Source organism: Streptomyces sp. 3330 (assembly GCF_031456635.1).
Taxonomy (GTDB): Bacteria; Actinomycetota; Actinomycetes; order Streptomycetales; family Streptomycetaceae; genus Streptomyces.
The window spans coordinates 1-26,556 of sequence record NZ_JAVDVA010000021.1 but is presented as its reverse complement, the minus strand read 5'-3'; the positions used below and the strand labels follow the sequence as shown (position 1 = coordinate 26,556).

General features: G+C 71.5%; 15 protein-coding genes, 1 tRNA gene and 1 rRNA gene. 4 read left to right on the top strand and 13 right to left on the bottom strand.

Features of this window, described 5'->3' with window-relative positions; all coding sequences use genetic code 11:
• The first annotated feature begins 264 nt into the window (after positions 1 to 264).
• From J2X68_RS29555 to J2X68_RS29545, 3 genes are all read left to right on the top strand, one after another.
• Positions 265 to 5,277, top strand: coding sequence for an ATP-dependent helicase (locus tag J2X68_RS29555; protein ID WP_310435649.1), 5,013 nt, complete (start codon positions 265 to 267; stop codon positions 5,275 to 5,277).
• Between the two features lie 42 nt (positions 5,278 to 5,319).
• The gene (locus J2X68_RS29550; protein ID WP_310435648.1) at positions 5,320 to 6,162 is read left to right on the top strand and encodes a DNA-formamidopyrimidine glycosylase family protein; all 843 of its coding nucleotides are present in this window, start codon (positions 5,320 to 5,322) and stop codon (positions 6,160 to 6,162) included.
• A 106-nt stretch (positions 6,163 to 6,268) separates the two neighbouring features.
• Positions 6,269 to 7,033, top strand: coding sequence for an SDR family NAD(P)-dependent oxidoreductase (locus J2X68_RS29545; protein WP_310435647.1), 765 nt, complete (start codon positions 6,269 to 6,271; stop codon positions 7,031 to 7,033).
• A gap of 428 nt (positions 7,034 to 7,461) precedes the next feature.
• On the opposite strand, the gene J2X68_RS29540 is transcribed toward J2X68_RS29545, so the two are convergent.
• From J2X68_RS29540 to J2X68_RS29495, 10 genes are all read right to left on the bottom strand, one after another.
• Positions 7,462 to 7,725, bottom strand: a complete 264-nt coding sequence (locus J2X68_RS29540) for a hypothetical protein (RefSeq protein ID WP_310435646.1) — start codon at positions 7,723 to 7,725, stop codon at positions 7,462 to 7,464.
• 175 nt (positions 7,726 to 7,900) lie between these two features.
• Positions 7,901 to 8,371, bottom strand: coding sequence for a DNA starvation/stationary phase protection protein (locus tag J2X68_RS29535; protein WP_310435645.1), 471 nt, complete (start codon positions 8,369 to 8,371; stop codon positions 7,901 to 7,903).
• A 206-nt stretch (positions 8,372 to 8,577) separates the two neighbouring features.
• Positions 8,578 to 8,958: a helix-turn-helix domain-containing protein gene (locus J2X68_RS29530; protein WP_062650917.1), complete on the bottom strand. Its 381-nt coding sequence runs from the start codon at positions 8,956 to 8,958 to the stop codon at positions 8,578 to 8,580.
• A 109-nt stretch (positions 8,959 to 9,067) separates the two neighbouring features.
• Positions 9,068 to 9,613 carry a CinA family protein gene (locus J2X68_RS29525; protein WP_310435644.1) on the bottom strand — a complete coding sequence of 182 codons (546 nt, stop codon included), beginning with the start codon at positions 9,611 to 9,613 and terminating at the stop codon, positions 9,068 to 9,070.
• Positions 9,610 to 10,410, bottom strand: coding sequence for a CDP-diacylglycerol--glycerol-3-phosphate 3-phosphatidyltransferase (gene pgsA, locus J2X68_RS29520; RefSeq protein ID WP_310435643.1), 801 nt, complete (start codon positions 10,408 to 10,410; stop codon positions 9,610 to 9,612). Before pgsA ends, J2X68_RS29525 begins: the two co-directional genes overlap by 4 nt.
• Complete coding sequence (gene rimO / locus J2X68_RS29515; protein ID WP_310435642.1) at positions 10,407 to 11,876, bottom strand: 30S ribosomal protein S12 methylthiotransferase RimO; 1,470 nt, start codon at positions 11,874 to 11,876, stop codon at positions 10,407 to 10,409. The genes pgsA and rimO overlap by 4 nt, the downstream gene beginning before the upstream one ends.
• 89 nt (positions 11,877 to 11,965) lie before the next feature.
• Entirely contained in the window at positions 11,966 to 12,805 is an 840-nt protein-coding gene (locus J2X68_RS29510) for a RodZ domain-containing protein (RefSeq protein WP_310435641.1), read from the bottom strand.
• Between the two features lie 255 nt (positions 12,806 to 13,060).
• A complete protein-coding gene (locus tag J2X68_RS29505) occupies positions 13,061 to 15,781 on the bottom strand; it encodes a DNA translocase FtsK (RefSeq protein WP_310435640.1) in 2,721 nt (906 codons plus the stop codon).
• 164 nt (positions 15,782 to 15,945) lie between these two features.
• On the bottom strand, positions 15,946 to 16,635 hold the full coding sequence (locus J2X68_RS29500) for a response regulator (protein ID WP_310435639.1): 690 nt from the start codon (positions 16,633 to 16,635) through the stop codon (positions 15,946 to 15,948).
• Between the two features lie 261 nt (positions 16,636 to 16,896).
• Entirely contained in the window at positions 16,897 to 22,359 is a 5,463-nt protein-coding gene (locus tag J2X68_RS29495; RefSeq protein WP_310435638.1) for a HAMP domain-containing protein, read from the bottom strand.
• 375 nt (positions 22,360 to 22,734) lie between these two features.
• Here J2X68_RS29495 and J2X68_RS29490 point away from each other — a divergent pair, with 375 nt between their 5' ends.
• Positions 22,735 to 25,476 carry a SpoIIE family protein phosphatase gene (locus J2X68_RS29490; protein ID WP_310435637.1) on the top strand — a complete coding sequence of 914 codons (2,742 nt, stop codon included), beginning with the start codon at positions 22,735 to 22,737 and terminating at the stop codon, positions 25,474 to 25,476.
• A gap of 59 nt (positions 25,477 to 25,535) precedes the next feature.
• Here J2X68_RS29490 and J2X68_RS29485 read toward each other — a convergent pair.
• From J2X68_RS29485 to rrf, 3 genes are all read right to left on the bottom strand, one after another.
• A tRNA-Thr gene (locus J2X68_RS29485) sits at positions 25,536 to 25,611 on the bottom strand.
• A gap of 75 nt (positions 25,612 to 25,686) precedes the next feature.
• Positions 25,687 to 26,349, bottom strand: coding sequence for a DegT/DnrJ/EryC1/StrS family aminotransferase (locus J2X68_RS29480; protein ID WP_310435754.1), 663 nt, complete (start codon positions 26,347 to 26,349; stop codon positions 25,687 to 25,689).
• Between the two features lie 114 nt (positions 26,350 to 26,463).
• A 5S ribosomal RNA gene (rrf, locus tag J2X68_RS29475) occupies positions 26,464 to 26,556 on the bottom strand; the annotation flags it as partial.

Sequence of the window (26,556 nt, the reverse complement as noted above, 5' to 3'; positions counted from 1 at the left end):
TCCGCGACACGCCACCGGACCACCGCGCCGGACCACCGCGCCCCGGCCCAGCAGCGCCACAGCGCCACAGCGCCACAGCCGCAACGCCCAGACCACCGCGCCGTCGCACCACTGCCACGCCGCACAGTCGCCCCGCACGGTCGCCCCGCAGCTCAGCGAACCGCCAACGCGGACGGACCGCGAACGCAGACGGACCCGCGCCCGGAAGGCACCGTATCCGCGCAGGTCAGAGCAATTGTCAGTGGTCGGGTGCAGGATGGACGCATGGTCAGCTCCGCACACCGAGCCCTCGACGGCTTCTCGCCCGCGACCCGCGGCTGGTTCACGGGGGCGTTCTCCGCGCCCACCGCGGCCCAGGCGGGCGCGTGGCAGGCCATCGGCGAGGGCGCGGACGTCCTGGTGGTGGCCCCGACCGGCTCCGGCAAGACACTGGCCGCCTTCCTCGCCGCCCTGGACCAGCTCGCCTCGGCACCTCCTCCCGCCGACCCGAAGAAGCGCTGCCGCGTCCTCTACGTCTCCCCGCTCAAAGCACTCGCGGTCGACGTGGAGCGCAATCTGCGCAGCCCCCTGACCGGCATCCGCCAGGAGTCCGTGCGCCTCGGCCTGCCCGAGCCGGAGGTCAAGGTCGGCATCCGCTCCGGCGACACCCCGCCCGCCGAGCGTCGCGCGCTGTCCACCCGCCCCCCGGACATCCTGATCACCACCCCCGAATCGCTGTTCCTGATGCTCACCTCGGCCACGCGCGACGCGCTGACGGGCATCGAGACGGTGATCCTGGACGAGGTGCACGCGGTGGCGGGCACCAAGCGGGGCGCGCACCTGGCGCTCTCCCTGGAGCGGCTGGACGAACTGCTGCCGAAGCCGGCCCGCCGCATCGGCCTCTCGGCCACGGTCCGGCCGGTCGACGAGGTGGCGCGGTACCTCTCCCCGCAGCGCAAGGTGGAGATCGTCCAGCCGAAGTCCGGCAAGGAGTTCGACCTCTCGGTCGTCGTCCCGGTGGAGGACCTGGGCGAGCTGGGCGGTTCCCCGGTCGCCGAAGGGTCCGAAGGAGCGGAGCGCCCGTCGATCTGGCCGCACGTCGAGGAGCGGATCACCGACCTCGTCCAGGCCCACCGCTCGACCATCGTGTTCGCCAATTCCCGCCGCCTCGCCGAACGCCTGTGCAACCGGCTCAACGAGATCGCCTACGAGCGGGCCACCGGCGAGCCGCTGGACGAGCACCACTCGCCCGCGGAGCTCATGGGCGGCTCGGGCGCCGCCCAGGGCGCCCCGTCCGTCATCGCGCGCGCCCACCACGGCTCGGTCTCGAAGGAGCAGCGCGCGCTGGTGGAGGAGGACCTCAAGGCGGGCCGGCTGCCCGCCGTCGTGGCGACCTCCAGCCTCGAGCTCGGCATCGACATGGGCGCGGTGGATCTCGTCATCCAGGTCGAGTCGCCGCCTTCGGTGGCCTCGGGTCTCCAGCGCGTCGGCCGCGCGGGACACCAGGTGGGCGCGGTGTCCACCGGCGTGGTCTTCCCGAAGTACCGCGGCGACCTCGTCCAGGCGGCGGTCGTCACCGAGCGGATGCGCACCGGCTCGATCGAGTCCCTGAAGGTCCCCGCCAACCCCCTGGACGTCCTGGCGCAGCAACTCGTCGCCATGACCGCGCTCGACACCTGGCAGGTCGACGACCTGCTGACCACCGTCCGCCGTGCCGCCCCGTTCGCGTCACTCCCGGAGTCCGCGTTCACGGCGGTCCTGGACATGCTGGCCGGCCGCTATCCGTCCGACGCGTTCGCCGAGCTGCGCCCGCGCGTGGTGTGGGACCGCGTCGCCGGCACGATCACCGGCCGCCCCGGCGCCCAGCGTCTCGCCGTCACCTCCGGGGGCACGATCCCCGACCGGGGCCTGTTCGGCGTCTTCCTGGCGGGCGCCGACCCCAAGAAGGGCGGCGGCCGGGTCGGCGAGCTCGACGAGGAGATGGTGTACGAGTCGCGCGTGGGCGACGTCTTCACGCTCGGCACCAGCTCCTGGCGCATCGAGGACATCACCCGCGACCGCGTGCTGGTCTCCCCCGCCCCCGGCGTCCCCGGCCGTCTGCCGTTCTGGAAGGGCGACCAGCTGGGCCGCCCGCTGGAGCTCGGCCGCGCGGTGGGCGCGTTCCTGCGCGAGGTCGGCTCCCTGTCCAAGGACGACGCCCGGCTCCGGCTGCTCACCGCGGGCCTGGACGCATGGGCGGCCGACAACGTGCTCTCCTACCTGGACGAGCAGCGCCAGGCCTGCGGACACATCCCGGACGACCGCACCATCGTGGTGGAGCGCTTCCGGGACGAGCTGGGTGACTGGCGGGTCGTCGTGCACTCCCCCTTCGGCGCCCAGGTCCACGCCCCCTGGGCCCTCGCGCTCGGCGCCAAGCTCTCCGAGCGCTACGGCATGGACGCCCAGGTCATGCATGCCGACGACGGCATCGTCCTGCGGCTGCCCGACGCCGACCTCATGAGCCTGGACCTGCTCGACCAGGCGCCTTCGAAGGCGGGCACGGAGTACGACGCCGAGCAGGCGCCGGTCGGCGCCGCCGACGTCGTCTTCGACAAGGGCGAGGTCGATCAGATCGTCACCGATCAGGTCGGCGGCTCGGCCCTGTTCGCGGCCCGCTTCCGCGAGTGCGCCGCCCGCGCGCTGCTGCTGCCGCGCCGCAACCCCGGCAAGCGCACCCCGCTGTGGCAGCAGCGCCAGCGCGCCGCCCAGCTGCTCCAGGTGGCGAGCGAGTTCGGCTCGTTCCCGATCGTCCTGGAAGCGGTCCGCGAGTGCCTCCAGGACGTCTTCGACGTTCCCGGACTCGTGGAGCTGATGGGCGATCTGGAGGCCCGCAAGGTCCGCCTGGTCGAGGTCACCACGCCGGAGCCGTCGCCCTTCGCCCGCTCCCTCCTCTTCGGCTACGTCGCCCAGTTCCTCTACGAAGGGGACTCCCCGCTCGCCGAGCGGCGTGCGGCCGCCCTCTCCCTGGACTCCCGTCTGCTGGCCGAGCTGCTCGGCCAGGCGGAGCTGCGCGAACTGCTCGACGCCGAGGTCCTCACCGAACTGGAGCGGGAACTCCAGTGGCTCACCGAGGACCGCCGGGTGAAGGACGCCGAAGGCATCGCGGACCTGCTGCGGCTCCTCGGCCCGCTCACCGACGCCGAGCTGGCCGAGCGCGGCGCCGAACCGCGGTGGGCGCAGGAGCTGGCCGCCGCCCGCCGTGCCATCCGGGTCCGTATCGCGGGCGCCGACCACTGGGCCGCGATCGAGGACGCGGGGCGCCTGCGCGACGCGCTCGGCACGGCGCTCCCGGTGGGTGTCCCCGAGGCCTTCACGGAGCCGGTCAAGGACCCGCTCGGCGACCTCCTCGCGCGGTACGCACGCACCCACGGCCCGTTCACCTCGGCCGGCGCGGCCGCCCGCTTCGGCCTCGGCGCGGCGGTGACCGAAGGCGCCCTGCAGCGGCTCTCGGCCGGCGGGCGCGTCGTCCAGGGCGAGTTCCACCCGGCCGGTATCGGCCAGGAGTGGTGTGACGCGACGGTCCTGCGCCGGCTGCGCCGCCGCTCCCTGGCCGCCCTGCGGCACGAACTGGAGCCGGTCCCGCCGCCCGCGCTGGCCCAGTTCCTGCCCCAGTGGCAGCACATCGGCAAGGGCCACGCCCTGCGCGGCACCGACGGGCTGGTGCGCGCCCTCGAGCAGCTCCAGGGCGCCTCGGTGCCCGCCTCGGCCCTGGAGAAGCTCGTCCTGCCCTCCCGCGTGCGGGACTACGCCCCGGCGATGCTCGACGAGCTCACCGCGGCCGGAGAGGTGGTCTGGGCCGGAGCGGGCGCCCTCCCCGGCAAGGACGGCTGGATCTCCCTGTACGTGGCGGACGCGGCGCCCCTGCTCCTGCCGCCGCCGCACCCCCTGGAGCTGACGGCACTGCACCAGTCGGTGCTGGACACCCTCTCCGGCGGCTACGGCCTGTTCTTCCGCCAGATCGCCGACCAGGTCCGCGCCACCACCCACCCCGAGGCCACCGACCCGCAGCTCGCCGACACGGTCTGGGACCTGGCCTGGTCCGGCCGGCTCACCAACGACACCCTCACCCCGCTGCGCGCCCTGCTGGGCTCGGGGCGCACGGCCGGCTCCACGGCCCACCGCGCCAAGCGCAGCGTCCCGCGCGGTCGCTACGGCTCGCTCACGGCCGCCGCACGCCCCGCTTCCCGCAGCGGCCCTCCGACCGTCGGCGGGCGCTGGTCCCTCCTGCCGTCCCACGAGTCCGACCCCACGGTCCGCGCGCACGCCCTCGCCCGTACCCTCCTGGACCGGCACGGGGTCGTGACGCGGGGCGCGGTCGCGGCCGAGGGCGTCGAAGGCGGCTTCTCGGCGACGTACCGCATCCTGTCCGTCTTCGAGGAGAGCGGTCAGGCCCGTCGCGGATACGTCGTCGAAGGCCTCGGCGCGGCGCAGTTCGCCATGGACGGCGCCGTCGACCGACTGCGCGCGGTGGCCAACGCCCGCGACCGCGGCGAGCCGCTGCCCGGCCCGGACCCGGCGACCAGCCCCTCGGACAACTTCACCTTCCCCGACGGCTTCCCGGCGGAGGACGCCTGGGACGCCCCCGGTCTCGACGCCCGCCGGGCCTCCCCCTTCGACGCCCCGGCGGCCCCCGCCTCACCGGACGCGTACGTCTCCTCCCACGACTTCGCCTCCCCGGGCGCCGGCGGTCCCCGCGGGGGCGGCGGCCACCCGAACGGCTCAGGCGGACCGAACGCCCTGGTCGGCCCGAGCGGCCCGGGCGGACGAAACGACCCGGGCTTCCCGGCCGGCCCGGGCTTCCCCGACCGCCCCGACGCCCGCCGCGGCCGGAACCGCAACCGCTACGGCGACACATCCGGCGTCTCCCGCGCCGTCGTGCTCGCCGCCGCCGACCCGGCGAACGCGTACGGCGCCGCCCTGGGCTGGCCCGAGCCGCCGAGCGGCGCCGGGCACAAGCCGGGACGGAAGGCCGGTTCCCTGGTGGTGCTCGTGGACGGCGAACTGACGCTCTACATGGAACGCGGCGGCAAGACCCTGCTGGCCTGGCCGTCCACCCCGGACGGCGAGGCCGCGCCCACCGACGACCCTCGCCTGCACGCCGCCGCGCAGGCCCTCGCGGAGGCCGCGCGCGCGGGCTCCCTCGGCACGGTCACGGTGGAGCGGGTCAACGGCGCCTCGGCGCTCACCTCCCCGATCGGCACCCTCCTGGAAGGAGCGGGCTTCATCGCGACCCCGCGCGGCCTGCGCCTGCGCGCTTGACCGCCCCACCCGTCCGGAGCGACCGCATGTCACCCTTGACCCATGCCCGAAGGTGACACGGTCTGGCAGGCCGCGAGGCGTCTGCACGACGCCCTCGCGGGCAAAGTGCTGACCCGCTCCGATCTGCGGGTGCCCAAGTTCGCCACCGCCGACCTCACCGGCCGCACCGTCCTGGACGTCACTCCGCGCGGCAAGCATCTCCTCACCCGGATCGAAGGCGACCTGACGCTCCACTCGCACCTGCGGATGGACGGCTCGTGGAAGGTGTTCACCCACGACCAGCGCTGGACCGGCGGCCCGGCGCACCAGATCCGGGCGATCCTCGGCAACCACGACCGCGCCGCCGTCGGCTACCGCCTGCCCGTCCTCGAACTGCTGCGCACCGCCGACGAGTCACGGGCCGTCGGTCACCTGGGCCCCGACCTGCTGGGCCCCGACTGGGACCCCGAGCAGGCCCTCGCCAACCTCCTGGCGGAACCCACCCGCTCCCTCGGCGAGGCCGTCCTCGACCAGCGCAACCTCGCCGGCATCGGCAACGTGTACAAGAGCGAGCTCTGCTTCCTGCTGGGCGTCACCCCATGGCTCCCCGTCGGCGCCCTCCCCGCCGACCGCGCCGCGAAGCTGCCCGCTCTCGCGAAGAAGCTGCTGGAGGCCAACCGCGACGACCCCGTCCGCAACACCACGGGCCGCCGCGGCCAGAACCTGTTCGTCTACGGCCGCGCGCCCCGGCCCTGTCTGCGCTGCGGAACACCGGTCCGGGTCGCCGACCAGGGCGACGGCTCCCGCGAGCGCCCGACCTACTGGTGCCCCGCCTGTCAGACCGGCCCCGCCCCCGCACCGGGCTCCCCGCCGACGCGCCGCTTCCGTCAACGCACCATCCGCTGACCACCTCGACGACCGGCTCCGCGCCCCTCGTCGCCGCGCCGACCACAACGTCCGACCGGCTCCAGCCCAATTGACGGGCCGTCAGAAACCCTCGTACCGTCTCTTCATGGCCGTCAAGGCGTACGACCTCACCGGACGCACCGCATTCGTCACCGGCGCCGCAAGCGGAATCGGCCGCGCCTGCGCCGTACTTCTCGCCCAGGCGGGCGCCACCGTGCACGGCGCGGACCGCGACGAACAGGGCCTGCACGAGACGGCGACGCTGATCAAGGACCTGGGCGGCACGGCCCGCACCCACCCTCTCGACGTCACCGACCGCGTCCAGGTCCGGCAGGCCGTCGAGTCCTGTGAGCGGCTGGACGTCATGGCGGCCGTCGCCGGGATCATGCACAGCAGCCCCGTCCTGGAGACCCGGGACAAGGACCTCGACCGGGTCCTGGCCGTCAACTTCAAGGGAGTGCTGTACGCCTGCCAGGAGGCCGCCCGCCTGATGCTGGCCCACGACACTCGCGGGAGCATCGTCACCATGGCCTCGGGCGCCGTGGACACCGGCGGCCCGGGTCTGCTCTGCTACGGCGCCGCCAAGGCGGCCGTGGTCCAGCTGACGAAGACCCTGGCGACGGAGGTCGGCCGGTACGGCATCCGCGTCAACGCCGTCGCCCCGGGCTGGATCCGCACCCCCATGACCGACCGCCACGACGCCGGCGCACAGGCGCACACCGAGGCGCTCATGTCCCGCATGTCGCCCCTGGGCCGGGTCGGCGAACCGGAGGACATCGCCCACGCCGTCCTCCACCTGGCCTCGGACGCGTCGGCGTTCACCACGGGCCAGATCCTGCGCCCGAACGGCGGCGTGGCCATGCCCTGGTGACCACGTCCCCCGAACCCCACGCCAGGCCCTCGGACCACCGGCCGGACCGCCCCCAGCCCCCACCACACCTGCGCCCCGCCCGGCCCCCCATCCTCCGGATCCCGCCCCGCCTCCGGCCCCCGAACCTCACCACGCACGCCTGCCCGCCCACATGCCGCCCGCCCGGGCGCCTGCCCACCCGTCCACACGCCTGCCCGCACGCCCGCCCACAGAGCCTCGAACCCGACCGTCCGGCCCCTCTGCGCCGCCCACACCACCCACACCGCCCGCACCACCCGCCCCGTCTCAGCCCGCGAGAGCACCCAGCCCGGCGCTGCCACTCCCCGACCGCCCGGAGGGCCCCAGCACCCACACACAGCCGTCCGTCCGGCGCTTCCCTCGCAGCATCACCTCCACCCCACACCCCGCCTCACCGCCCCACCATCAGCTCACCCCCCACCGGCCTTCCCACCCCCCGCACCGCCCCGCCAAGCGGCCTTCCAGCGCCCCTCGCCGACCGCCCCCACCGCACGCGCCTTGGCCACGCAGTGCACGGGCAGCAGGCTCAGCCCCCATCCTCCGGCGGCGACCGCTCCCTCCAGCGCCCCGGCGTCGGGCGTCACGGCGAGCCTCAGGACGGCCCACCACCACACCGTGCCCAAGCCCAGGCCGAGCCCCAGCACGGCCCCACGCTCCGCTATTCGCCCCGCCACAGCCGTCACCTCCAGCCCGAGCCCGATCGCGGCACTCGGTAGTCCCCCGCGACCCCCGGTCCCCCGTGCCCGCCCGGTGGCCGACGCTATTCGGCCGTCCCCGCTCGCGGCAGGGCGCACGGGCGGCACATCGGCGCGTCGGACAAGCCGATCCGCCGCCCACGCCCCTGCCGCCTCACACACTCTCCGCCTGGAACATCCAGTGATGCTTCTCGAGATCGGCGGTGATCCCGATGAAGATGTCCTGGCTCACGGGATCCGCGTCGCCCGTGGCCGCCACCCGCTCCCGCATCCGGGTGATCACCGCACCCAGGGCGGCGACGAGCGTGCCCACCGCGTCGGTGTCCTTGATCCAGCCCGCCGCCGCCGCGCTGATCCCGCTGCCGGCCGCCACCGTCGCCGCCCGGCCGTCCGGTGAGACGCCCAGCGCCGAGGCACGCTCCGCCACGGTGTCGGAGTGGGTGCGGGCGACGTCCACGACCTCGTCGAGTTGGAGGTGGACGGACCGGAAACGCGGCCCGACGACGTTCCAGTGGACCTGCTTGGCGACGAGCGACAGGTCGACCAGGTCGACGAGCGCGCCCTGCAACGCCTCCGAGACGGTCTTCAGGTCGGTGTCGGACAGGGGACTCTTCACGACGTACATCGGTACCTCCGGTGGTTGGCCCCCGAGATGCCCCTCCACGATGACCTCGGCGCCCCGCACCGGCAAACGGACGACAGACGCGAAAAACCCCGACCGCACCCTCTCCGGATCTTCCGGAGAAGCCCCGGCCGGGGCCTCACACATGCATTCCTGCGTGCCTGTGTCGCGTCACACGCTCACGCGTCACACGCCCGCGCGCGTGAATGTCACGCGGCGACCACGTCCACCGCCTCGGCGGGTGCCTTGATGGTCACCCGCTCCGGTGGCACACCGGTCACCGACACGGAACCCAGCATCGGACGGACCGACGCCGGTACAGGCTCGCTGGGGGTGGCGGCAGCAGACTGAGCCAGCTCGGCGAGAGCGAGTTCGTCGCTCACTTCCCGCATGAGCTCGGACATCCGTACGTCCAGCGCGTCGCAGATGGCGGAGAGCAGCTCGGAGGAAGCCTCCTTCTGCCCCCGCTCCACCTCGGAGAGATAGCCGAGTGAGACTCGGGCGGACGAGGAGACTTCGCGCAGAGTACGGCCCTGGCGCTGGCGCTGCCGACGCAGCACGTCACCCAGCAGGCGACGGAGCAGAATCATCGGTGGCTCCCTCCTCGGACCGCGTAGCCGCATCCTTCACGCCCCACCGTACCGCCTCGCGCTGCGGCCGTGCGGGGAGCGATGTCGTGTTCACTCAGGGCTGCAAACATCAAAACCCCCCGTTCTGTTCCGTATCCTGTGCCCGCTCATTCCCGGTGTGTTCGCCCGCAAGCTCTGTGAGGAGCAGTGCGAGTACGCTCCGTACACTCTCTCTACGAATTTCCGCCCGGTCGCCGTTCAACCGCAGGGCCTCCACTTTTCCGCCGCCGGCAGAACCGGATCCCGCTGCGAACGGGCCGTCCACCGCCACGAAAACCGTGCCCACCGGCTGTCCGTCCTGGGGGTCGGGGCCGGCGACGCCGGTGGTCGCGATGCCCCAGTCGGCGCCCAGCACCTTGCGCACTCCCGCGGCCATCTGGGCCGCGACCTGCGCGTCCACGGCCCCGCGCGCGGCCAGCAGGTCCGCGTCCACCGCGAGCAGCCCGTGCTTGAGGTCGGTGGCGTAGGCGGTGACGGAACCGCGGAAGACCTTGGACGCGCCGGGGACCGCCGTGATCTCCGCCGCGACCAGGCCACCGGTCAGCGACTCGGCCACGGCGAGCGTCCCTTGCCTCACCGTGAGTAGTCGCACCACGTCGGTGGCCGCGGAATTCACGCCTGCGTCTCCTCCAGCGCGGCCTTGCGCTCGGCGATTCCCTGCCTGCGCAGCACAATGGCCTGTCGTACATAGTCGAGCCCGGTCACGACGGTCAGGACGACCGCGGCGGCCATCGCCCACCATCGCAGGGTGGCCAGCCAGCCCGTCAGCGGCAGGACGTACATCCCGACCGCCACGCCCTGGGTGAGCGTCTTGAGCTTGCCACCCCGGCTCGCCGGGATGACGCCGTACCGGATGACCAGGAAACGCAGGAGGGTGATCCCGAGTTCCCGGCCGAGGATCACGATCGTCACCCACCACGGCAGGTCGCCGAGCGAGGAGAGGCAGATCAGCGCCGCTCCCATGATCGCCTTGTCAGCGATGGGGTCGGCGATCTTCCCGAAGTCGGTGACGAGGTTGTACGTCCGCGCGATGTGCCCGTCGAACAGGTCGGTGATCATGGCGATCGCGAAGGCCGCCCAGGCGAACGCCCGCCACGCCGGGTCGTAGCCGCCGTCGGCCAGCATCAGGGCGACGAAGCCGGGCACCAGGATCAGCCGAAGCATCGTCAGCAGGTTGGCGATGTTCCAGACGCTCGCCTGGTTGACGGCGGCGGCCGCCAGCTTCGCGGCCCTCGGCGGCCTGCCGGCATCCTCCGGCTCGGCGCCCGAGCCCGCGCCGCCGGTCACTCCCGAGGGAGCCACCGCGGCGCCCGCCGCCTGAGCGGTCTGCGGAGCCTGGGAACCCGGTGGGGTCGGCGAAGCCGGTGAAGCCTGCGAGGAGCCGCCCGCAGCCGATGCCGGAACACCCGTCATCTGCCCGCCTCCTCGCTACACCCGAACGAGCCCGGCAGGGGCTCGGCCACCAGGTCGACACCTTCCGTGCCGACCACCTTCGCCTCGACCATACGACCGACGCTCATGTTTTCGCCCGATGTGAGCAGCACCTGGCCGTCCGTCTCCGGAGCCTGGTGCTCCCCGCGGCCGTGCACGCCCTCCTCGTCCACCGACTCGACCAGAACCCGCACGGTCTCGCCGACCCGCTCCTCGGCGCGCTGCGAGACGAGCTCCTCGGCGAGCCGGGAGACGCGGGCCAGTCGCTCGGCCACGACGTCCACGTCGAGCTTGCCGTCGTACGTCGCGGCCTCGGTGCCGTCCTCGTCGGAGTAGCCGAAGACGCCGATCGCGTCGAGTCGCGCGCCGTTCAGGAAGCGCTCCAGCTCGGCCAGGTCGGCCTCCGACTCACCGGGGAAGCCGACGATGAAGTTGGAGCGCACACCCGCCTGCGGGGCCTTGCTGCGGATGGTGTCGAGCAGTTCCAGGAAGCGGTCGGTGTCACCGAAGCGGCGCATCGCGCGCAGCACATCGGGCGCCGAGTGCTGGAAGGACAGGTCGAAGTAGGGCGCGATCTTCGGCGTCGAGGTCAGCACGTCGATCAGACCGGGCCGCATCTCGGCCGGCTGGAGGTAGCTGACCCGCACCCGCTCGATGCCGTCGACGTCCGCCAGCTCGGGCAGCAGCGACTCCAGGAGCCGGATGTCGCCGAGGTCCTTGCCGTAGGAGGTGTTGTTCTCGGAGACCAGCATGATCTCCTTGACGCCCTGCTCGGCCAGCCAGCGCGTCTCGTTCAGCACGTCGCTCGGCCGGCGGGAGATGAAGGAGCCGCGGAAGGACGGGATGGCGCAGAAGGAACAGCGCCGGTCGCAGCCGGAGGCGAGCTTGACCGAGGCCACCGGGGCGCCGTCGAGCCTGCGGCGCAGGGGCGCGCGGGGGCCGGAGGCCGGGGCGACTCCCTCGGGGAGGTCGGTCGGCCCGTGGCCGGGCAGGGCCACCGAGGCGGCCGACTCCTGCCGCTCCGCCGGGCTGATCGGCAGCAGCTTGCGCCGGTCGCGCGGGGTGTGGGAGGCGTGGATGCCGCCGTTCAGGATGGTCTGGAGGCGGTCGGAGATGTCGGAGTAGTCGTCGAAGCCGAGCACACCGTCGGCCTCGGGCAGGGCCTCGGCGAGTTCCTTGCCGTAGCGCTCGGCCATGCAGCCCACCGCCACGACGGCCTGGGTTCTGCCATGCCCCTTGAGGTCATTGGCCTCCAGCAGGGCGTCGACGGAGTCCTTCTTGGCGGCGTCGACGAAACCGCAGGTGTTGACGACGGCCACGTCCGCGTCTTCGGCGTCCTCCACGAGCTGCCAGCCGTCCGCCTCCAAACGGCCTGCGAGCTCCTCCGAGTCCACCTCGTTACGGGCGCAGCCAAGGGTGACGAGTGCGACGGTACGGCGTTCAGGCATGGGCTCAAGACTACTTTGTCCCGCCGACACCGAACGTCGACGGGGTTGGCGATCTTCGCCAACCCCGTACACCCGAAGGCACGCCCGGGTCATCCGACCTTGGGGTCGCCCTTCGTGTACGTCAGCCGCTCCACGGCACCGGGCCGGAAGTCGTCGTCGAGCTTCTTGCCGTTGACGTAGAGATCGATCGCGCCGGCGTCGCCGAGGACGAGGTTGATCTTCTCGCTGTCCTGGAAGGTCTTGGAGTCGCCCTTCTTGAGGAGCCCGTCGAAGAGCAGCCGGCCGTTGTGGTCCTTGACGGCGACCCAGCTGCGGCCGTCGGCAGCGCTGACCTGGACGGTCACCTTGTCCTGGGGGGCCGCGGCGATGGCGCTGTCGGAGGGCTCCGGCTTCTCGCCGGCGGGCTTGTCGGTCTTCGTCGTGGGTGAGGCGGTCTTGCCGGTCGCGGGCGCGGTGCCCTCGGCCACCTGTTCCTTCGACCCGTCGTCGTCGCCGCCCGAGAAGGCGGTGAAGCCGACGAAGCCGACCACGGCGACGATCGCGGCGACCATGGCCGCGGTCCAGTTCGGCCCGCGCCGCTCGGGGCGGATACGTTCCGCCTCGAAGAGGGGCGCGGCCGGGGTGGGCGCCGGACGGCCGCCGTGGGTGTCGTCGTAGCGCTCGATCAGCGGGGCGGGGTCGAGGCGCACGGCCCTGGCCAGGGTCCGGATGTGCCCGCGGGCGTAGACGTCCCCGCCGCAGGCGGCGAAGTCGTCGGACTCGATGGCGCGGACGATGGCGATGCGGACCCGGGTGGCGGAACTGACGTCATCGACGGTCAGCCCGGCCGCGATACGGGCCTGCTTCAGGGCGCGGCCGATGGAGAGGGGGGCTTCCTCGGACGGGTCTTCGAACGGACGCTCGTCTTCAGGGGAGTTGCCGATGGACACGGGGGCGCCTTTCGAGCGTGTAGCCACCTGTGCTGGAGGTTCAGTCTAGGGGGGGTGCCAAAGGGAGGGGCAACCGGGCGGTACGACTTTGTACGCCATCGGTATGGCCGGTCACACCGATGACGGGCCGGTTACGGCCCCGGCGGGGAGCCGCACCTGTCCTCTCGCTCAACTGGACGTACGCCAAAGGGAAACGGTTGCCCACTGCTCCCTAACGGGTGAGTCACGGTCGGCCTCCCCTTCCCTGACTGACGTCTACCCCCCAGAATCCCCTCGGATCACGGCGAGAACGCCGTCCAACTCGTCCGGCTTCACGAGAACGTCACGCGCCTTGGAACCCTCGCTGGGCCCGACGATGTTCCGTGACTCCATCAGGTCCATCAGCCGTCCGGCCTTGGCGAAGCCGACGCGCAGCTTGCGCTGGAGCATGGACGTCGAGCCGAACTGCGTCGAGACGACCAGCTCGGCCGCCTGGCACAGCAGGTCGAGGTCGTCGCCGATGTCCTCGTCGATCTCCTTCTTCTGCTTGGTGCCCACCGTGACGTCGTCCCGGAAGACCGGCGCCATCTGGTCCTTGCAGTGCTGGACGACGGCCGCGACCTCGGCCTCGGTCACGAAGGCGCCCTGCATACGGGTCGGCTTGTTCGCGCCCATCGGCAGGAACAGTCCGTCGCCCTTGCCGATCAGCTTCTCGGCGCCCGGCTGGTCGAGGATGACGCGCGAGTCGGCGAGCGAGGAGGTGGCGAAGGCGAGCCGCGAGGGCACGTTCGCCTTGATCAGGCCGGTGACGACGTCGACCGACGGACGCTGGGTGGCGAGCACCAGGTGGATGCCGGCCGCGCGCGCGAGCTGCGTGATCCGCACGATCGAGTCCTCGACGTCACGCGGCGCGACCATCATCAGGTCGGCCAGCTCGTCGACGATCACCAGCAGGTACGGGTACGGCTGCAGCTCGCGCTCGCTGCCCTCGGGCGGCTTGACCTTGCCGTTCCTTATGGCCGCGTTGAAGTCGTCGATGTGCCGGAAGCCGAACGCCGCCAGGTCGTCGTAGCGCAGGTCCATCTCGCGCACGACCCACTGCAGCGCCTCGGCGGCCCGCTTCGGGTTGGTGATGATCGGCGTGATCAGGTGGGGGATGCCCTCGTAGGCGGTCAGTTCGACGCGCTTGGGGTCGATCAGGACCAGCCGCACGTCCTCCGGGGTCGCCCGGACCATGATCGACGTGATCAGGCAGTTGATGCAGGACGACTTGCCGGAACCGGTGGCGCCGGCCACCAGGACGTGCGGCATCTTCGCCATGTTGGCCATCACATAGCCGCCCTCGACGTCCTTGCCGAGCGCCACCAGCATCGGGTGGTCGTCCTCGGCCGCGTCCGCGAGCCGCAGCACGTCGCCGAGGTTGACCATCTCCCGGTCGGTGTTCGGGATCTCGATGCCGACCGCGGACTTGCCCGGGATCGGGCTGATGATCCGCACGTCGGGGCTGGCGACGGCGTACGCGATGTTCTTCGCCAGCGCCGTGATCCGCTCGACCTTCACGGCCGGGCCGAGCTCGATCTCGTAACGGGTGACCGTCGGCCCGCGCGTGAAGCCCGTGACCGCCGCGTCGACCTTGAACTCGGTGAAGACGTTCGTCAGCGAGGCGACGACGGCGTCGTTGGCCGCGCTGCGCGCCTTGCCGGGCCCGCCGCGCTCCAGCAGGTCGAGCGACGGCAGCGAGTAGGTGATGTCTCCGGACAGCTGGAGCTGCTCGGCGCGCGCCGGGAGATCGCGCGGCTCCTGGGGGGCCGACTTGGTCAGGTCGGGGACCGATCCGCCGCCCGTCTTGAGCTTCTCCTGCCGGGGCCTCGAGGCCGGCGCCGGGACGGGCGTCGGCGTGGTCGGCTCCCCGTCGCCGCCGCTCACGCCCTGGGTCAGGTCGGCGACGATCCGCGAGGGCGGCATGCCGTGCAGCACCGCGCCGTCGAGGTCCGCCGCGGCGGCCGCGGCGATGTCCACGGCGTCCAGCCGCCGGTCCATGGACGGCTGCGGCACCGCGGAGCGCCTGGGGCGGCCACGGCGCCGGGAGAGCGCCTCCTGCTCGGCGTCCTCGGGGTCGTACGCCTCGGCGCCCCCCGCGCGCCGGCGGGAGCGTCCGGGCAGCGCCTCGCGCCACTGCTCGTCGTAGCGCTCGTCGTCGACGTCGTCGTACTCGTCGGCCGCCGGGTCGTGCAGCACGCCCAGCCGCACGCCGAGCTGCCGCAGCCGCTGCGGGATCGCGTTGACCGGGGTGGCCGTGACGACCAGCAGACCGAAGACCGTGAGCAGCACCAGCAGCGGGACGGCGAGGACCTCGCCCATGGTGTACGTCAGCGGGGTCGCCGCGCCCCAGCCGATGAGTCCGCCCGCGTCCCTTATCGCCTGCATGCCACCACTGCGGGCGGGCGCGCCGCAGGCGATGTGGACCTGGCCGAGCACGCCGATGACGAGCGCGGACAGGCCGATCACGATACGGCCGTTGGCCTCGGGCTTCTCGGGGTGCCGGACGAAGCGCACGGCGATGACGGCCAGCAGGATCGGCACCAGCAGGTCGAGCCGCCCGAAGGAGCCGGTCACCAGAATCTCGACGAGGTCGCCGACCGGTCCGCGCAGGTCCGCCCAGGTCCCCGCGGCGACGATCAGCGCGAGGGCGAACAACAGCAGCGCGACGCCGTCCTTGCGGTGCGCCGGGTCGAGGTTCTTCGCGCCGTTCCCTATGCCGCGGAACACGGCGCCGACGGCGTGCGCCAGCCCGAGCCAGACGGCACGCACCAGCCGGTAGACGCCGCCCGTGGGGCTCGGGGCCGGCGCGGGCGCGGGTTTCCTGGCCGCGGCTTTCCTGGCGGGCGCCTTCTTCGCCGGGGCTTTTTTGGCGGCGGCCCTCTTCGCCGGAGCCTTCACGGGAGCAGCCGCCTTCTTGGCGGGCTGCTTCTTGGCGGCGGACGGACGTGAGGCCATGGGTGTGAGGTTACCGGTGGAGACCACAGCGGACACGTGTGCCCACTGCTTCACCCGTTCGTGTCGCACTCCCGAAGGCGCGGAACTGACCCGTCGGCCTTCCCTGGAGGTGGAACTGACGCGCCCTCACGCACAACTCGATGCGTCGCACGCGTCAGTTCCGTTCAGTTCGGCGACGGCACCGCGGCCGTGCCGCTGCCGGTGCCCGGCTCCAGTGCGTCCAGCGCCCGGCGCAGGCCGGTGAGTTTGCGCTCCAGGTGCGCCGCCGTGGCCACCGCCGCCGCGTCCGCGGACTCGTCGTCCAGCTGCTTGGACAGGGCCTCGGCCTGCTCCTCGACGGCCGCGAGCCGCGCGGAGAGCTCCGCGAGCAGCCCCGCGGACTCCTTGACGCCACCGGCCGCCGCGGCCTTGCCGCCACCGCCTTCCAACTGCAACCGCAGCAGCGCCGCCTGCTCGCGCAGCTGGCAGTTCTTCATGTAGAGCTCGACGAACACCGAGACCTTCGCGCGCAGCACCCACGGGTCGAACGGCTTGGAGATGTAGTCGACCGCGCCCGCCGCGTACCCGCGGAAGGTGTGGTGCGGCCCGTGGTTGATCGCGGTGAGGAAGATGATCGGGATGTCCCTGGTCCGCTCCCGCCGCTTGATGTGCGCGGCCGTCTCGAAGCCGTCCATTCCCGGCATCTGAACGTCCAGCAGAATGACCGCGAAGTCGTCCGTCAGCAGTGCTTTCAGCGCCTCTTCCCCGGACGATGCCCGCACCAGCGTCTGATCGAGCGCAGAGAGGATCGCCTCCAGCGCCAGCAGATTCTCCGGCCGGTCATCGACCAGGAGGATCTTGGCCTTCTGCACCATGGCCCGCCCTCCTCGCCCCGGCAGTGCACCGGGCGCCGCCCCTGGGGACGACTCCGTTGCGCCGCCCTTCCTTGTGCCGGTCATGGTAGCCGCACCCCGACCGTCGCCACACCCTGTCACCGTGATGTCACTGTGCACGTAGCAGGAACGCAGCAGGAGACCAGAAGGTTCCCCGAATTCCGTCCCGCTACACGACAACGGACACCCTGAGTCAGCAACTCCGGGCGCCCTCCGAAGGTTCCCGTCACGCCGTGGATCCCCTCACTCGTCCCGCATCCACTGCCGCATCACCGACAGCAGGTGATCGGGGTCGACCGGCTTGGTCACGTAGTCGGAGGCGCCCGACTCGATCGCCTTCTCCCGGTCGCCCTTCATCGCCTTCGCGGTCAGCGCGATGATCGGCAGCCCGGAGAACTGCGGCATCCTGCGGATGGCCGTGGTCGTCGCGTAGCCGTCCATCTCCGGCATCATGATGTCCATCAGGACGACCGCCACGTCGTCGTGCTGCTCCAGGACCTCGATGCCCTCACGGCCGTTCTCCGCGTACAGCACCGACAGCCCGTGCTGCTCCAGGACGCTGGTCAGCGCGAACACGTTGCGGATGTCGTCGTCGACGATCAACACCTTCTCGCCGCCGAACCGGATGCCCACGCGCGTGGGCGCACCCGCCTCCTGCGCGCGGGCCGGCCACTGCTCCGGCCGCCCCACCTGCTCGCCGCCGCTCACCAGCCGGCGCCGCCGCCGGAAGAGAGCCGCCGGCCCGTTCTGCGCGTCCTGGTACGACCGCACCTCGGCCGGGGTCTCGATCTCGGCCTCGGACAGCTCCGACGCCTCGCGGGCCCCGCTCTCCGAGGCCACCAGGTCACCGGCCTCCAGCGCGGGCACGACCTGCTGGTAGCCCTGCGGCGGCAGCTCGCTCGGGTGCAGCGGCAGATAGAGAGTGAACGTCGAACCACGGCCCGTCTCGCTCTGCGCGTGGATCTCACCGCCGAGCAACTGCGCGATCTCCCGCGAGATCGACAGCCCGAGGCCGGTGCCGCCGTACTTGCGGCTGGTGGTGCCGTCCGCCTGCTTGAACGCCTCGAAGATCACCCGCATCTTGCTCGCGGCGATCCCGATGCCGGTGTCGGTCACCGAGAACGCGATCAGCGGCGCGTCCGCGTCGGTCAGCGAACCGGCCTCGAGCAACTGCTCCCGGATCGCCACCGGCACCTCCGCCCCGGCCGGCCGGATGACCAGCTCGACCGACCCGGAGTCGGTGAACTTCACCGCGTTGGACAGCAGGTTGCGCAGCACCTGGAGCAGCCGCTGTTCGTCGGTGTGCAGCGTGGCCGGCAGTTCCGGCGACACCCGCACCGACAGGTCGAGGCCCTTCTCCGCCGTCAGCGGACGGAAGGTGGCCTCCACGTAGTCGACCAGCTGGACGAGCGCGATCCGCGTCGGAGAGACGTCCATCTTGCCCGCCTCGACCTTCGACAGGTCCAGGATGTCGTTGATCAGCTGGAGCAGGTCGGACCCGGCGCCGTGGATCGTCTCGGCGAACTCGACCTGCTTCGGCGTCAGGTTGGTGTCCGCGTTGTCGGCGAGCAGCTTGGCCAGGATCAGCAGCGAGTTGAGCGGGGTGCGCAGCTCGTGCGACATGTTGGCGAGGAACTCGCTCTTGTACCGCATCGACACCGCGAGTTGCTCGGCACGCTCCTCCAGGACCTGCCGCGCCTCCTCGATCTCGGTGTTCTTCACCTCGATGTCACGGTTCTGCTGGGCCAGCAGCTCGGCCTTCTCCTCCAGTTCGGCGTTGGACGCCTGAAGGGCCTTCTGCCGCTGCTCCAACTCCGCCGAACGCTCGCGCAGTTGCTCGGTGAGCTCCTGCGACTGCTTCAGCAGCTGCTCCGTCTTGGTGTTGACGGAGATCGTGTTGACGCTGGTCGCGATCATCTCGGCCAGCTGGTTCAGGAAGTCCTTCTGGATCTGCGTGAACGGCGTGAACGACGCCAGCTCGATCACCCCGAGCACCTGGCCCTCGAACAGCACCGGCAACACGATCACCTGCGCGGGCGGCGCCTCGCCGAGCCCCGAGGAGATCTTCAGATAGCCGGTCGGGGCGTTCGCGACGAGAATCGTCCGCTTCTCCTCCGCCGCCGTCCCGACCAGCGCCTCACCGGGCCGGAACGACGTCGGCATGGAGCCCATCGAGTAGCCGTACGAGCCCAGCATCCGCAGCTCGTACAGGTCCGTGCCGCCCTCGGCCGGCGGCATCGCCAGGAAGAACGCGCCGTGCTGCGCGGCCACCAGGGGCGGCAGCTCGCTCATGATCAGCGACGCGACGTCCTGGAGGTCGCGCCGGCCCTGCATCAGGGCGGACACGCGCGCGAGGTTGCCCTTGAGCCAGTCCTGCTCCTTGTTGGCGATCGTGGTGTCGCGCAGGTTGGCGATCATCTTGTTGATGTAGTCCTGGAGTTCCTGGATCTCGCCGGACGCGTCCACGTCGATCTTCAGGTTCAGGTCGCCGCGGGTCACCGCGGTCGCCACGCGCGCGATGGCACGCACCTGCCGGGTCAGGTTCCCGGCCATCTCGTTCACCGACTCGGTCAGGTCGCGCCAGGTGCCGTCGACGTCCCGCACGCGTGCCTGACCGCCCAGCTGCCCCTCGGTGCCCACCTCGCGGGCCACCCGGGTGACCTCCTCGGCGAACGACGACAGCTGGTCGACCATCGTGTTGATCGTTGTCTTCAGCTCGAGGATCTCCCCGCGCGCGTCGATGTCGATCTTCTTCGTCAGGTCGCCCTTGGCGATGGCCGTCGTGACCATGGCGATGTTGCGCACCTGGCCGGTCAGGTTCGACGCCATGCCGTTCACCGAGTCGGTGAGGTCCTTCCACGTGCCCGCCACACCCGGCACATGCGCCTGACCGCCCAGGATGCCGTCCGTGCCCACCTCACGGGCCACCTTGGTGACCTGCTCGGCGAACGAGCTCAGCGTCTTCACCATCGTGTTGAAGGTGTCGGCGAGCTGCTGGACCTCACCGCGCGCCTCGATCGTCACCTGCCGCGTCAGGTCGCCGTTGGCGACGGCCGCCGCGACCTGGGAGATGTTGCGCACCTGCATGGTCAGGTTCTTGGCCATCAGGTTGACGTTGCCGCTGAGGTCCTTCCAGATGCCCGTGACGCCGGGCACGTGCGCCTGGCCGCCCAGGATGCCCTCGGTGCCCACCTCGCGGGCCACCCGGGTCACCTGCTCGGCGAACGACGACAGCTGGTCGACCATCGTGTTCACGGTGGTGACGAGCTCCAGGATCTCGCCCTTGGCGTCGACCGTGATCTTCTTCGACAGATCGCCCTTGGCGACCGCGGTCGTGACCTCGGCGATCTGGCGCACCTGGATCGTCAGGTTGTTCGCCATGAAGTTCACGGACTGCGTGAGGTCCTTCCAGGTGCCGGAGACACCCTGCACCTCGGCCTGTCCGCCGAGCTGCCCCTCCGTACCCACCTCACGGGCCACTCGCGTGACCTCCTGGGCGAACGACGACAGCTGGTCGACCATCGTGTTCAGGGTGTTCTTCAGCTCGAGGATCTCCCCGCGCGCGTCCACGGTGATCTTCTGCGACAGGTCACCGCGGGCCACGGCGGTGGCGACCTGGGCGATGTTGCGCACCTGGGCGGTGAGGTTGCCGGCCATGCCGTTCACCGAGTCCGTCAGGTCCCGCCACACACCGGCCACGCCGGGCACCTGCGCCTGCCCGCCCAGCCGGCCCTCGGTGCCCACGTCCCGCGCCACCCGGGTCACCTGGTCGGCGAAGGCGGAGAGCTGGTCGACCATCGTGTTGATGGTGTTCTTCAGCTCGAGGATCTCCCCGCGCGCGTCCACGTCGATCTTCTGCGACAGGTCACCGCGCGCGACGGCCGTCGTCACCTGCGCGATGTTGCGCACCTGGGAGGTCAGGTTCCCGGCCATCGAGTTGACGGAGTCCGTCAGCTCCTTCCAGGTGCCCGACACGCCGTCCACCCGGGCCTGTCCGCCCAGCCGGCCCTCGGTGCCCACGTCCCGGGCCATCCGGGTCACCTGGTCGGCGAACGACGACAGCTGGTCCACCATCGTGTTCACGGTGTTCTTCAGCTGGGCCATCTCGCCGGAGACGTCCACCGTGACCTTCTGCGACAGATCACCGTTGGCCACGGCCGTGGTGACCTGCGCGATGTTCCTCACCTGTCCGGTGAGATTCCGGAACGCCGTGTTGACGGAGTCCGTCAGGTCCTTCCACGTGCCGGCCGCGCCCGACACCTGCGCCTGACCGCCCAGCTCACCCTCGACCCCGATCTCCCGCGCCACGCGCGTCACCTCGGCGCCGAAGGCCGACAGCTGGTCGACCATCCCGTTGACGGTGTTCTTCAGCTCCAGCATCTCGCCGGCCACGTCCACCGTGACCTTCTGCGACAGATCACCGCTGGCCACGGCCGTCGTCACGGCCGCGATGTCCCGCACCTGCGTGGTGAGGTTCCGGAAGACGGTGTTGACGGAGTCCGTCAGGTCCTTCCAGGTGCCCGCGGCCCCCGGCACGTTCGCCTGGCCGCCCAGCTGCCCCGCGGCGCCCACCTCGTTGGCCACCCGCGTGACCTCGTCGGCGAAGGTCCGCAGCGTCTCCGTCATCTGGTTGATCGTGTCCGCGAGCTGAGCGACCTCACCGCGCGCCGACACCGTCACCTTCTGCGACAGATCGCCGTTGGCGACCGCCGTCGTCACCTCCGCGATCCCGCGCACCTGGGCCGTCAGGTTCCCGGCCATGGTGTTCACCGAATCGGTGAGTTCCTTCCACACACCGTCCACGCCGGACACCTGCGCCTGGCCGCCGAGGATGCCCTCGGTGCCCACCTCGCGGGCGACCCGGGTCACCTCGACCGAGAACGCGGAGAGCTGGTCCACCATCGTGTTGACGGTGTTCTTCAGCTCGAGCATCTCGCCCTCGACGTGAACCGTCACCTTCCGTGACAGATCACCCTTGGCCACCGCCGTCGTCACCAGCGCGATGTCCCGCACCTGCGCCGTCAGCCGGTACGCCATCGTGTTGACGGACTCGGTGAGGTCCTTCCACGAGCCCGACATGCCGCGCACCTGGGCCTGACCGCCCAGCTTGCCCTCGGTCCCCACCTCGCTGGCCACCCGCGTGACCTCGTCGGTGAACGTGGAGAGCTGGTCGACGAGGTTGTTGACCGTCCGCCCGACCTTCAGGAACTCGCCGCGCAGCGGATGCCCGGTCCCCTCCGCCGTCTGCGTCCGGAGCTCCATCCGCGGCGACAGATCACCCTCGGCGACCGCCGACAGCACCCGCCCGACCTCGGAGACAGGCCGTACGAGGTCGTCGACCAGCGCGTTCGAGTTGTCGACGGCCGTCGCCCAGGACCCCTCGCAGGCGCCCGTCTCCAGCCGCTCGGTGAGCTTTCCCTCCCGGCCCACCATCCGCCGGACGCGCGAGAGCTCACCCGTGAGATGCAGGTTCCGGTCCGCGACCTCGTTGAACACGGCCGCGATCTCCGACATCACGCCGTCGCCCGACACCGTGAGCCGCTTGCGGAAATTGCCGTCCCGCATGGAGCCGAGGGCCCCCAGCAGCCGGTCCAGGGCCGCCGTGTCCACGACGGTCGTCCCGCCGCGTGGTGTACGCGGCCTGCTCAGAGACTGTCCGCCTTTCGCGCGCGTCTTAGTGCCCCGCGTCGCTGCGCCAGACTCCACTTGTCCCTCCCACAGGGATCGACCGTTACCGCCGTGCCTGGGTGCTACTGCTCGCCCTACCTGGTGCCACTCGGCATTCCGCCCGATGAAACCAGGCCGACCCGGGAGGCTGCTGCCCCCTGTACTCAGAAGACACCCAGTCTGCCCGGACCTTCACAAGAAGCCTGCCCAGTGTTTCACCCTTGCCGAACCAGGCCATAACAGTTCGGCAGCTTCGCACATCGTCCGCACACCCTCGGGCGGAAACACTGGCGACCGGCATCCGTACGGGCCGGGAAGGTAAGTAACCTTGCATGCGGCTGTCCAGCCACGCCGGTCCGACCGGCCTGGGCGGTGGCACGAGCACGAGCGGGCATCGGAGGGGCGGCCGCACACATGACCACCGGACTGATCCCGGGGGGACAGACCCCGGACCCCCGGCCTTCCAGCACGCGCCCGCCCCATCAGCGAGGCGACCTGTCCGGCCAGGGAGCCCTGCACGTCGACGACCGGCCGAGGAGTCCAGTGATCACCGCGCGCGCGGCTGCCAGCTTCGAGCCCGTCGGGAGATCGGTGGCGACCGCCCGCGCCTTCGTCCGCGACACCCTCCAGGGCTGGGGGTTCGCCGACATCATCGACGACGCCGTGGTCCTCACCAGCGAACTGGTGACCAACGCGGTCGTCCACGCGGGCACCCACGCCGACGTGCTGTGTCTGCGCAGCGCCGACGGCGTGCGCATCGAGGTGTCCGACCGGTATCCCGAACGTGAGATTCCTCTTCAGGGCTCGCTCGCCACCATGGGCAGCCCGGACCGCGAGGGCGGCCGCGGCCTCCAGCTGTGCGCGGCCATCGCCGGCCGCTGGGGCGTCGAGTACACCCCCACCCACAAGCAGGTCTGGTTCCAGCTCGACCTGCCCGACCGCCCGGTCGGCACGCGCACGGCGGGACCGTCCCTCCCGGCCGACCTCCTGCCGCTCGCCGACAGCCGGGTGCGCGTGGCGGTCGTCCAGATCGACCGCACGGGCGCCATCTCGGCCTGGAACGAGGACGCCGAGGAGCTCTTCGGCTACTCGGCCGACCAGGTCACCGGCAAACCCCTCACCGACCTCGCCGCCTGGCCGCACACGCCCGGCACCAGCACCGGCATCGTCGAAGCCCTCCAGCTCTCCCGCTGGGAGGGCAGCTACGGCATCCGCGGCGCCAGCGGCCGTGTCATCCCCGTGTACGCCTCCCACCTGCGCGTCCGCGACACCGACGGCGAGCCCTCCACGGTCTGTCTGCTCGTCCGCGACCACGAGCGCGCGGTCCTGCAGACCCCGTCGCGCGGCCCGGCGTCCGACCCGTCCACCGCCTCGGACGGCCAGAACGCAGACCCCTTCGAGGTCTTCATCGGCTCCCCGGCCCCGGACGACCTCGACGGTCTCCTCCAGCGGACGGTGGAGCGCGCCCGGGACATGCTCGACGGCGACTCGGCCTTCCTCCTCCTGGCGACCGACGACGAGACGGAGCTGGAGGTCCGCGCCTCCACGGGCCTGCCCTCCGCCCGCCAGCGCTTCGCGCGCGTCCCCGTCGAGGCGGGACCCGGCCGCTACGGCTCGGCCCGCATGCCGGCCGTCCACGAGGACCTTCTGGCCGTCCCCGGCGCCGTCCCCCTGCTCAACGGCACGGGCATGCGCTCGGTCGTCACGGTCCCGCTGAAGGTCGAGGGCCGTCTCACGGGCTCCCTCGGCGTCGCGGCGGAGGCTTCCGGCCGCTACTCCAACGAGGAGGCGCTGCGCCTGCAGTTCGCGGCCGACCGCATCGCCCTGGCCGTCGAGTCGGCGCGCCTCGGCGAGCTGGAACGCCTGCGCCGAGGCTCCCTCAGCTTCCTCGTCGAGGCCTCCGACCTCCTCGCCGGCACCCTGGACCGCGACCAGACCCTGGCGCTCATGGCCCAGATGACCGTTCCGACCCTGGCCACCTGGTGCGCGGTCTACACCATCGCCGACCAGGCCTCCGATCCCTACCTGTCGTACGTCCTGCACGAGGACGAGGAGTTCATCGACGGGATCAAGTCGCTGCTGTCGAAGATCGCGCCGCCCGACCCGGTCCCCACCCCCGGCGCCCGGGTCTGGGGAGCCCCGGCCGCCGCGGCCCACGACGCGGCCCTGCGCAGCTCGATGCGCAGCCTCGGCCTGAGCGGCGGCCCGACCCACCAGGTGGCGTCCGGCATCGGCCCCACGCTCGCCACCGCCTCGGCGGTGGGCGGCGAGACGGTCGTGCTCCCCCTGGTCGCCCGCAACCGCGTCATCGGTATGCTGACCCTCGGCAAGCCCACCGACGAGCACTTCCGCCAGGAAATCCTTGAACTGGCCGAGGACTTGAGCCGCCGAGCGGCCCTCGCCCTCGACAACGCCCGCCTCTACTCGGAGCGCACGGCCATCAGCCAGGCCCTCCAGCGCAGCCTGTTGCCGCCGGAACTGCCCGAGATCGACGGCGTCGAGGTCGAGGTCATCTACCGCGCGGCCGGCGAGGGCAACGAGGTCGGCGGTGACTTCTACGACGTCTTCCCCATCAGCGACGGCGCGTACGGCTTCGCCATCGGCGACGTCTGCGGCACGGGCCCCAACGCGGCGGCGGTGACCGGCCTGGCCCGCCACGCCCTGCGCCTGCTGGCCCGCGAGGGCCTCAGCGGCCCGGCCGTCCTGGAGCGCCTCAACTCGGCCATCCTCGACGAGGGCGCCCGCAGCCGCTTCCTGACCCTCCTCTACGGCGAGATGCGTCCGCAGGAGGACGGCAGCGCCGAGCTGAAGGTGGTCTGCGCCGGCCACCCGCTCCCCCTGCGCCTGCGCCAGGACGGCACCGTGGAGCCGGCCGCCGAACCGCAGCCGCTCCTGGGCGTCATGGAGGACCTGGAGCTCTACGAGCAGACGGTCACCCTGGACCCGGGCGACGTCCTGCTCTGCGTCACGGACGGCGTCACGGAACGCCGTGAGGGCACCCGCATGCTGGGCGACGACGGTCTCGCCGACGTCCTCACCACCTGTACGGGTCTCACCGCCGGCGCGGTCGCGGCCCGCATCATGCGCGCGGTGGAACGCTTCGCGTCCGACGCCCCTTCCGACGACATGGCGATCCTGGCGATGCGCGTGGCGTGAGAAGAAAGCACACAGAACATGAAGAAAGCCCCCGCCCGAAAGGGCGGAGGCTTTCTTTGTGGAGCCCCCTAACGGAATCGAACCGTTGACCTTCTCCTTACCATGGAGACGCTCTGCCGACTGAGCTAAGGGGGCTGGTCACTTTTCGAGGTTTCCCTCGCGGCAACAGAACAGATCGTACCCTGAACTGGCCGGTGTTCCCAAACTCGTTCAGAAGGCCGGTTGCAGCAGTCCGCCGAGTGCGTTGCAGGCGGACACGATCCGCTGCATGTCCCGCTTGGTCAACGAGGCGTCCACCGGCAGCGCGAGGGTCTCGTCCGCCGCAAGCTCGGTCTCGGGCAGCGACACACGGCGCCGGAACTCGGGCAGCCGGTGCAGGGGGGTCTTCACCGGTACCCGGCACTCGACTCCCTTTCCGCGCAGGGCTCTTGCGAAGGCGTCCCGGTCGGGCCGGCCGTTGCCCGGCACCCGCACGACGTACTGCTGATAGGTGTGCCCGTCCCCGCCGTCCGGCATCCGCACCCCGCGCAGCCTGCCGTCCAGGTAGGCAGCCCGCTCCCGACGCTGCGCGATCTCGTCGTACGGCGCCTCGGACTCCCCCTGTTCCAGCACCAGCAGCCCTTGCCGCTGCCCCACCCCGTGCAACCGCCCGACATCCGCCGGCCGACCGAAGCGATGCACGACGACAACCGCCGCGGTGCGCGCGGTGACGACCGCTTCGACGGCGGCCGGGTCGAGGCAGTAGGTCACCGGATCGACGTCGGCGAACACCGGAAGCGCACCCGCCAGGGCGACCGCTCCGGCGACTTCCACATTCCCGAAGGCCGGCACGATGACCTCGTCACCGACTCCTACGCCCGCGGCCCTGAGCATTGCAGCAGTACCCATGCCGTGGATGCTGATCGCGGAACATGAACGTCAAGTAGCCCAAAACAGAAAAGGGTTGGTCCCTGAACCAAAGTTCAGGGACCAACCCTTTGAATGATTGTTCGGCGGTGTCCTACTCTCCCACAGGGTCCCCCCTGCAGTACCATCGGCGCTGTGAGGCTTAGCTTCCGGGTTCGGAATGTAACCGGGCGT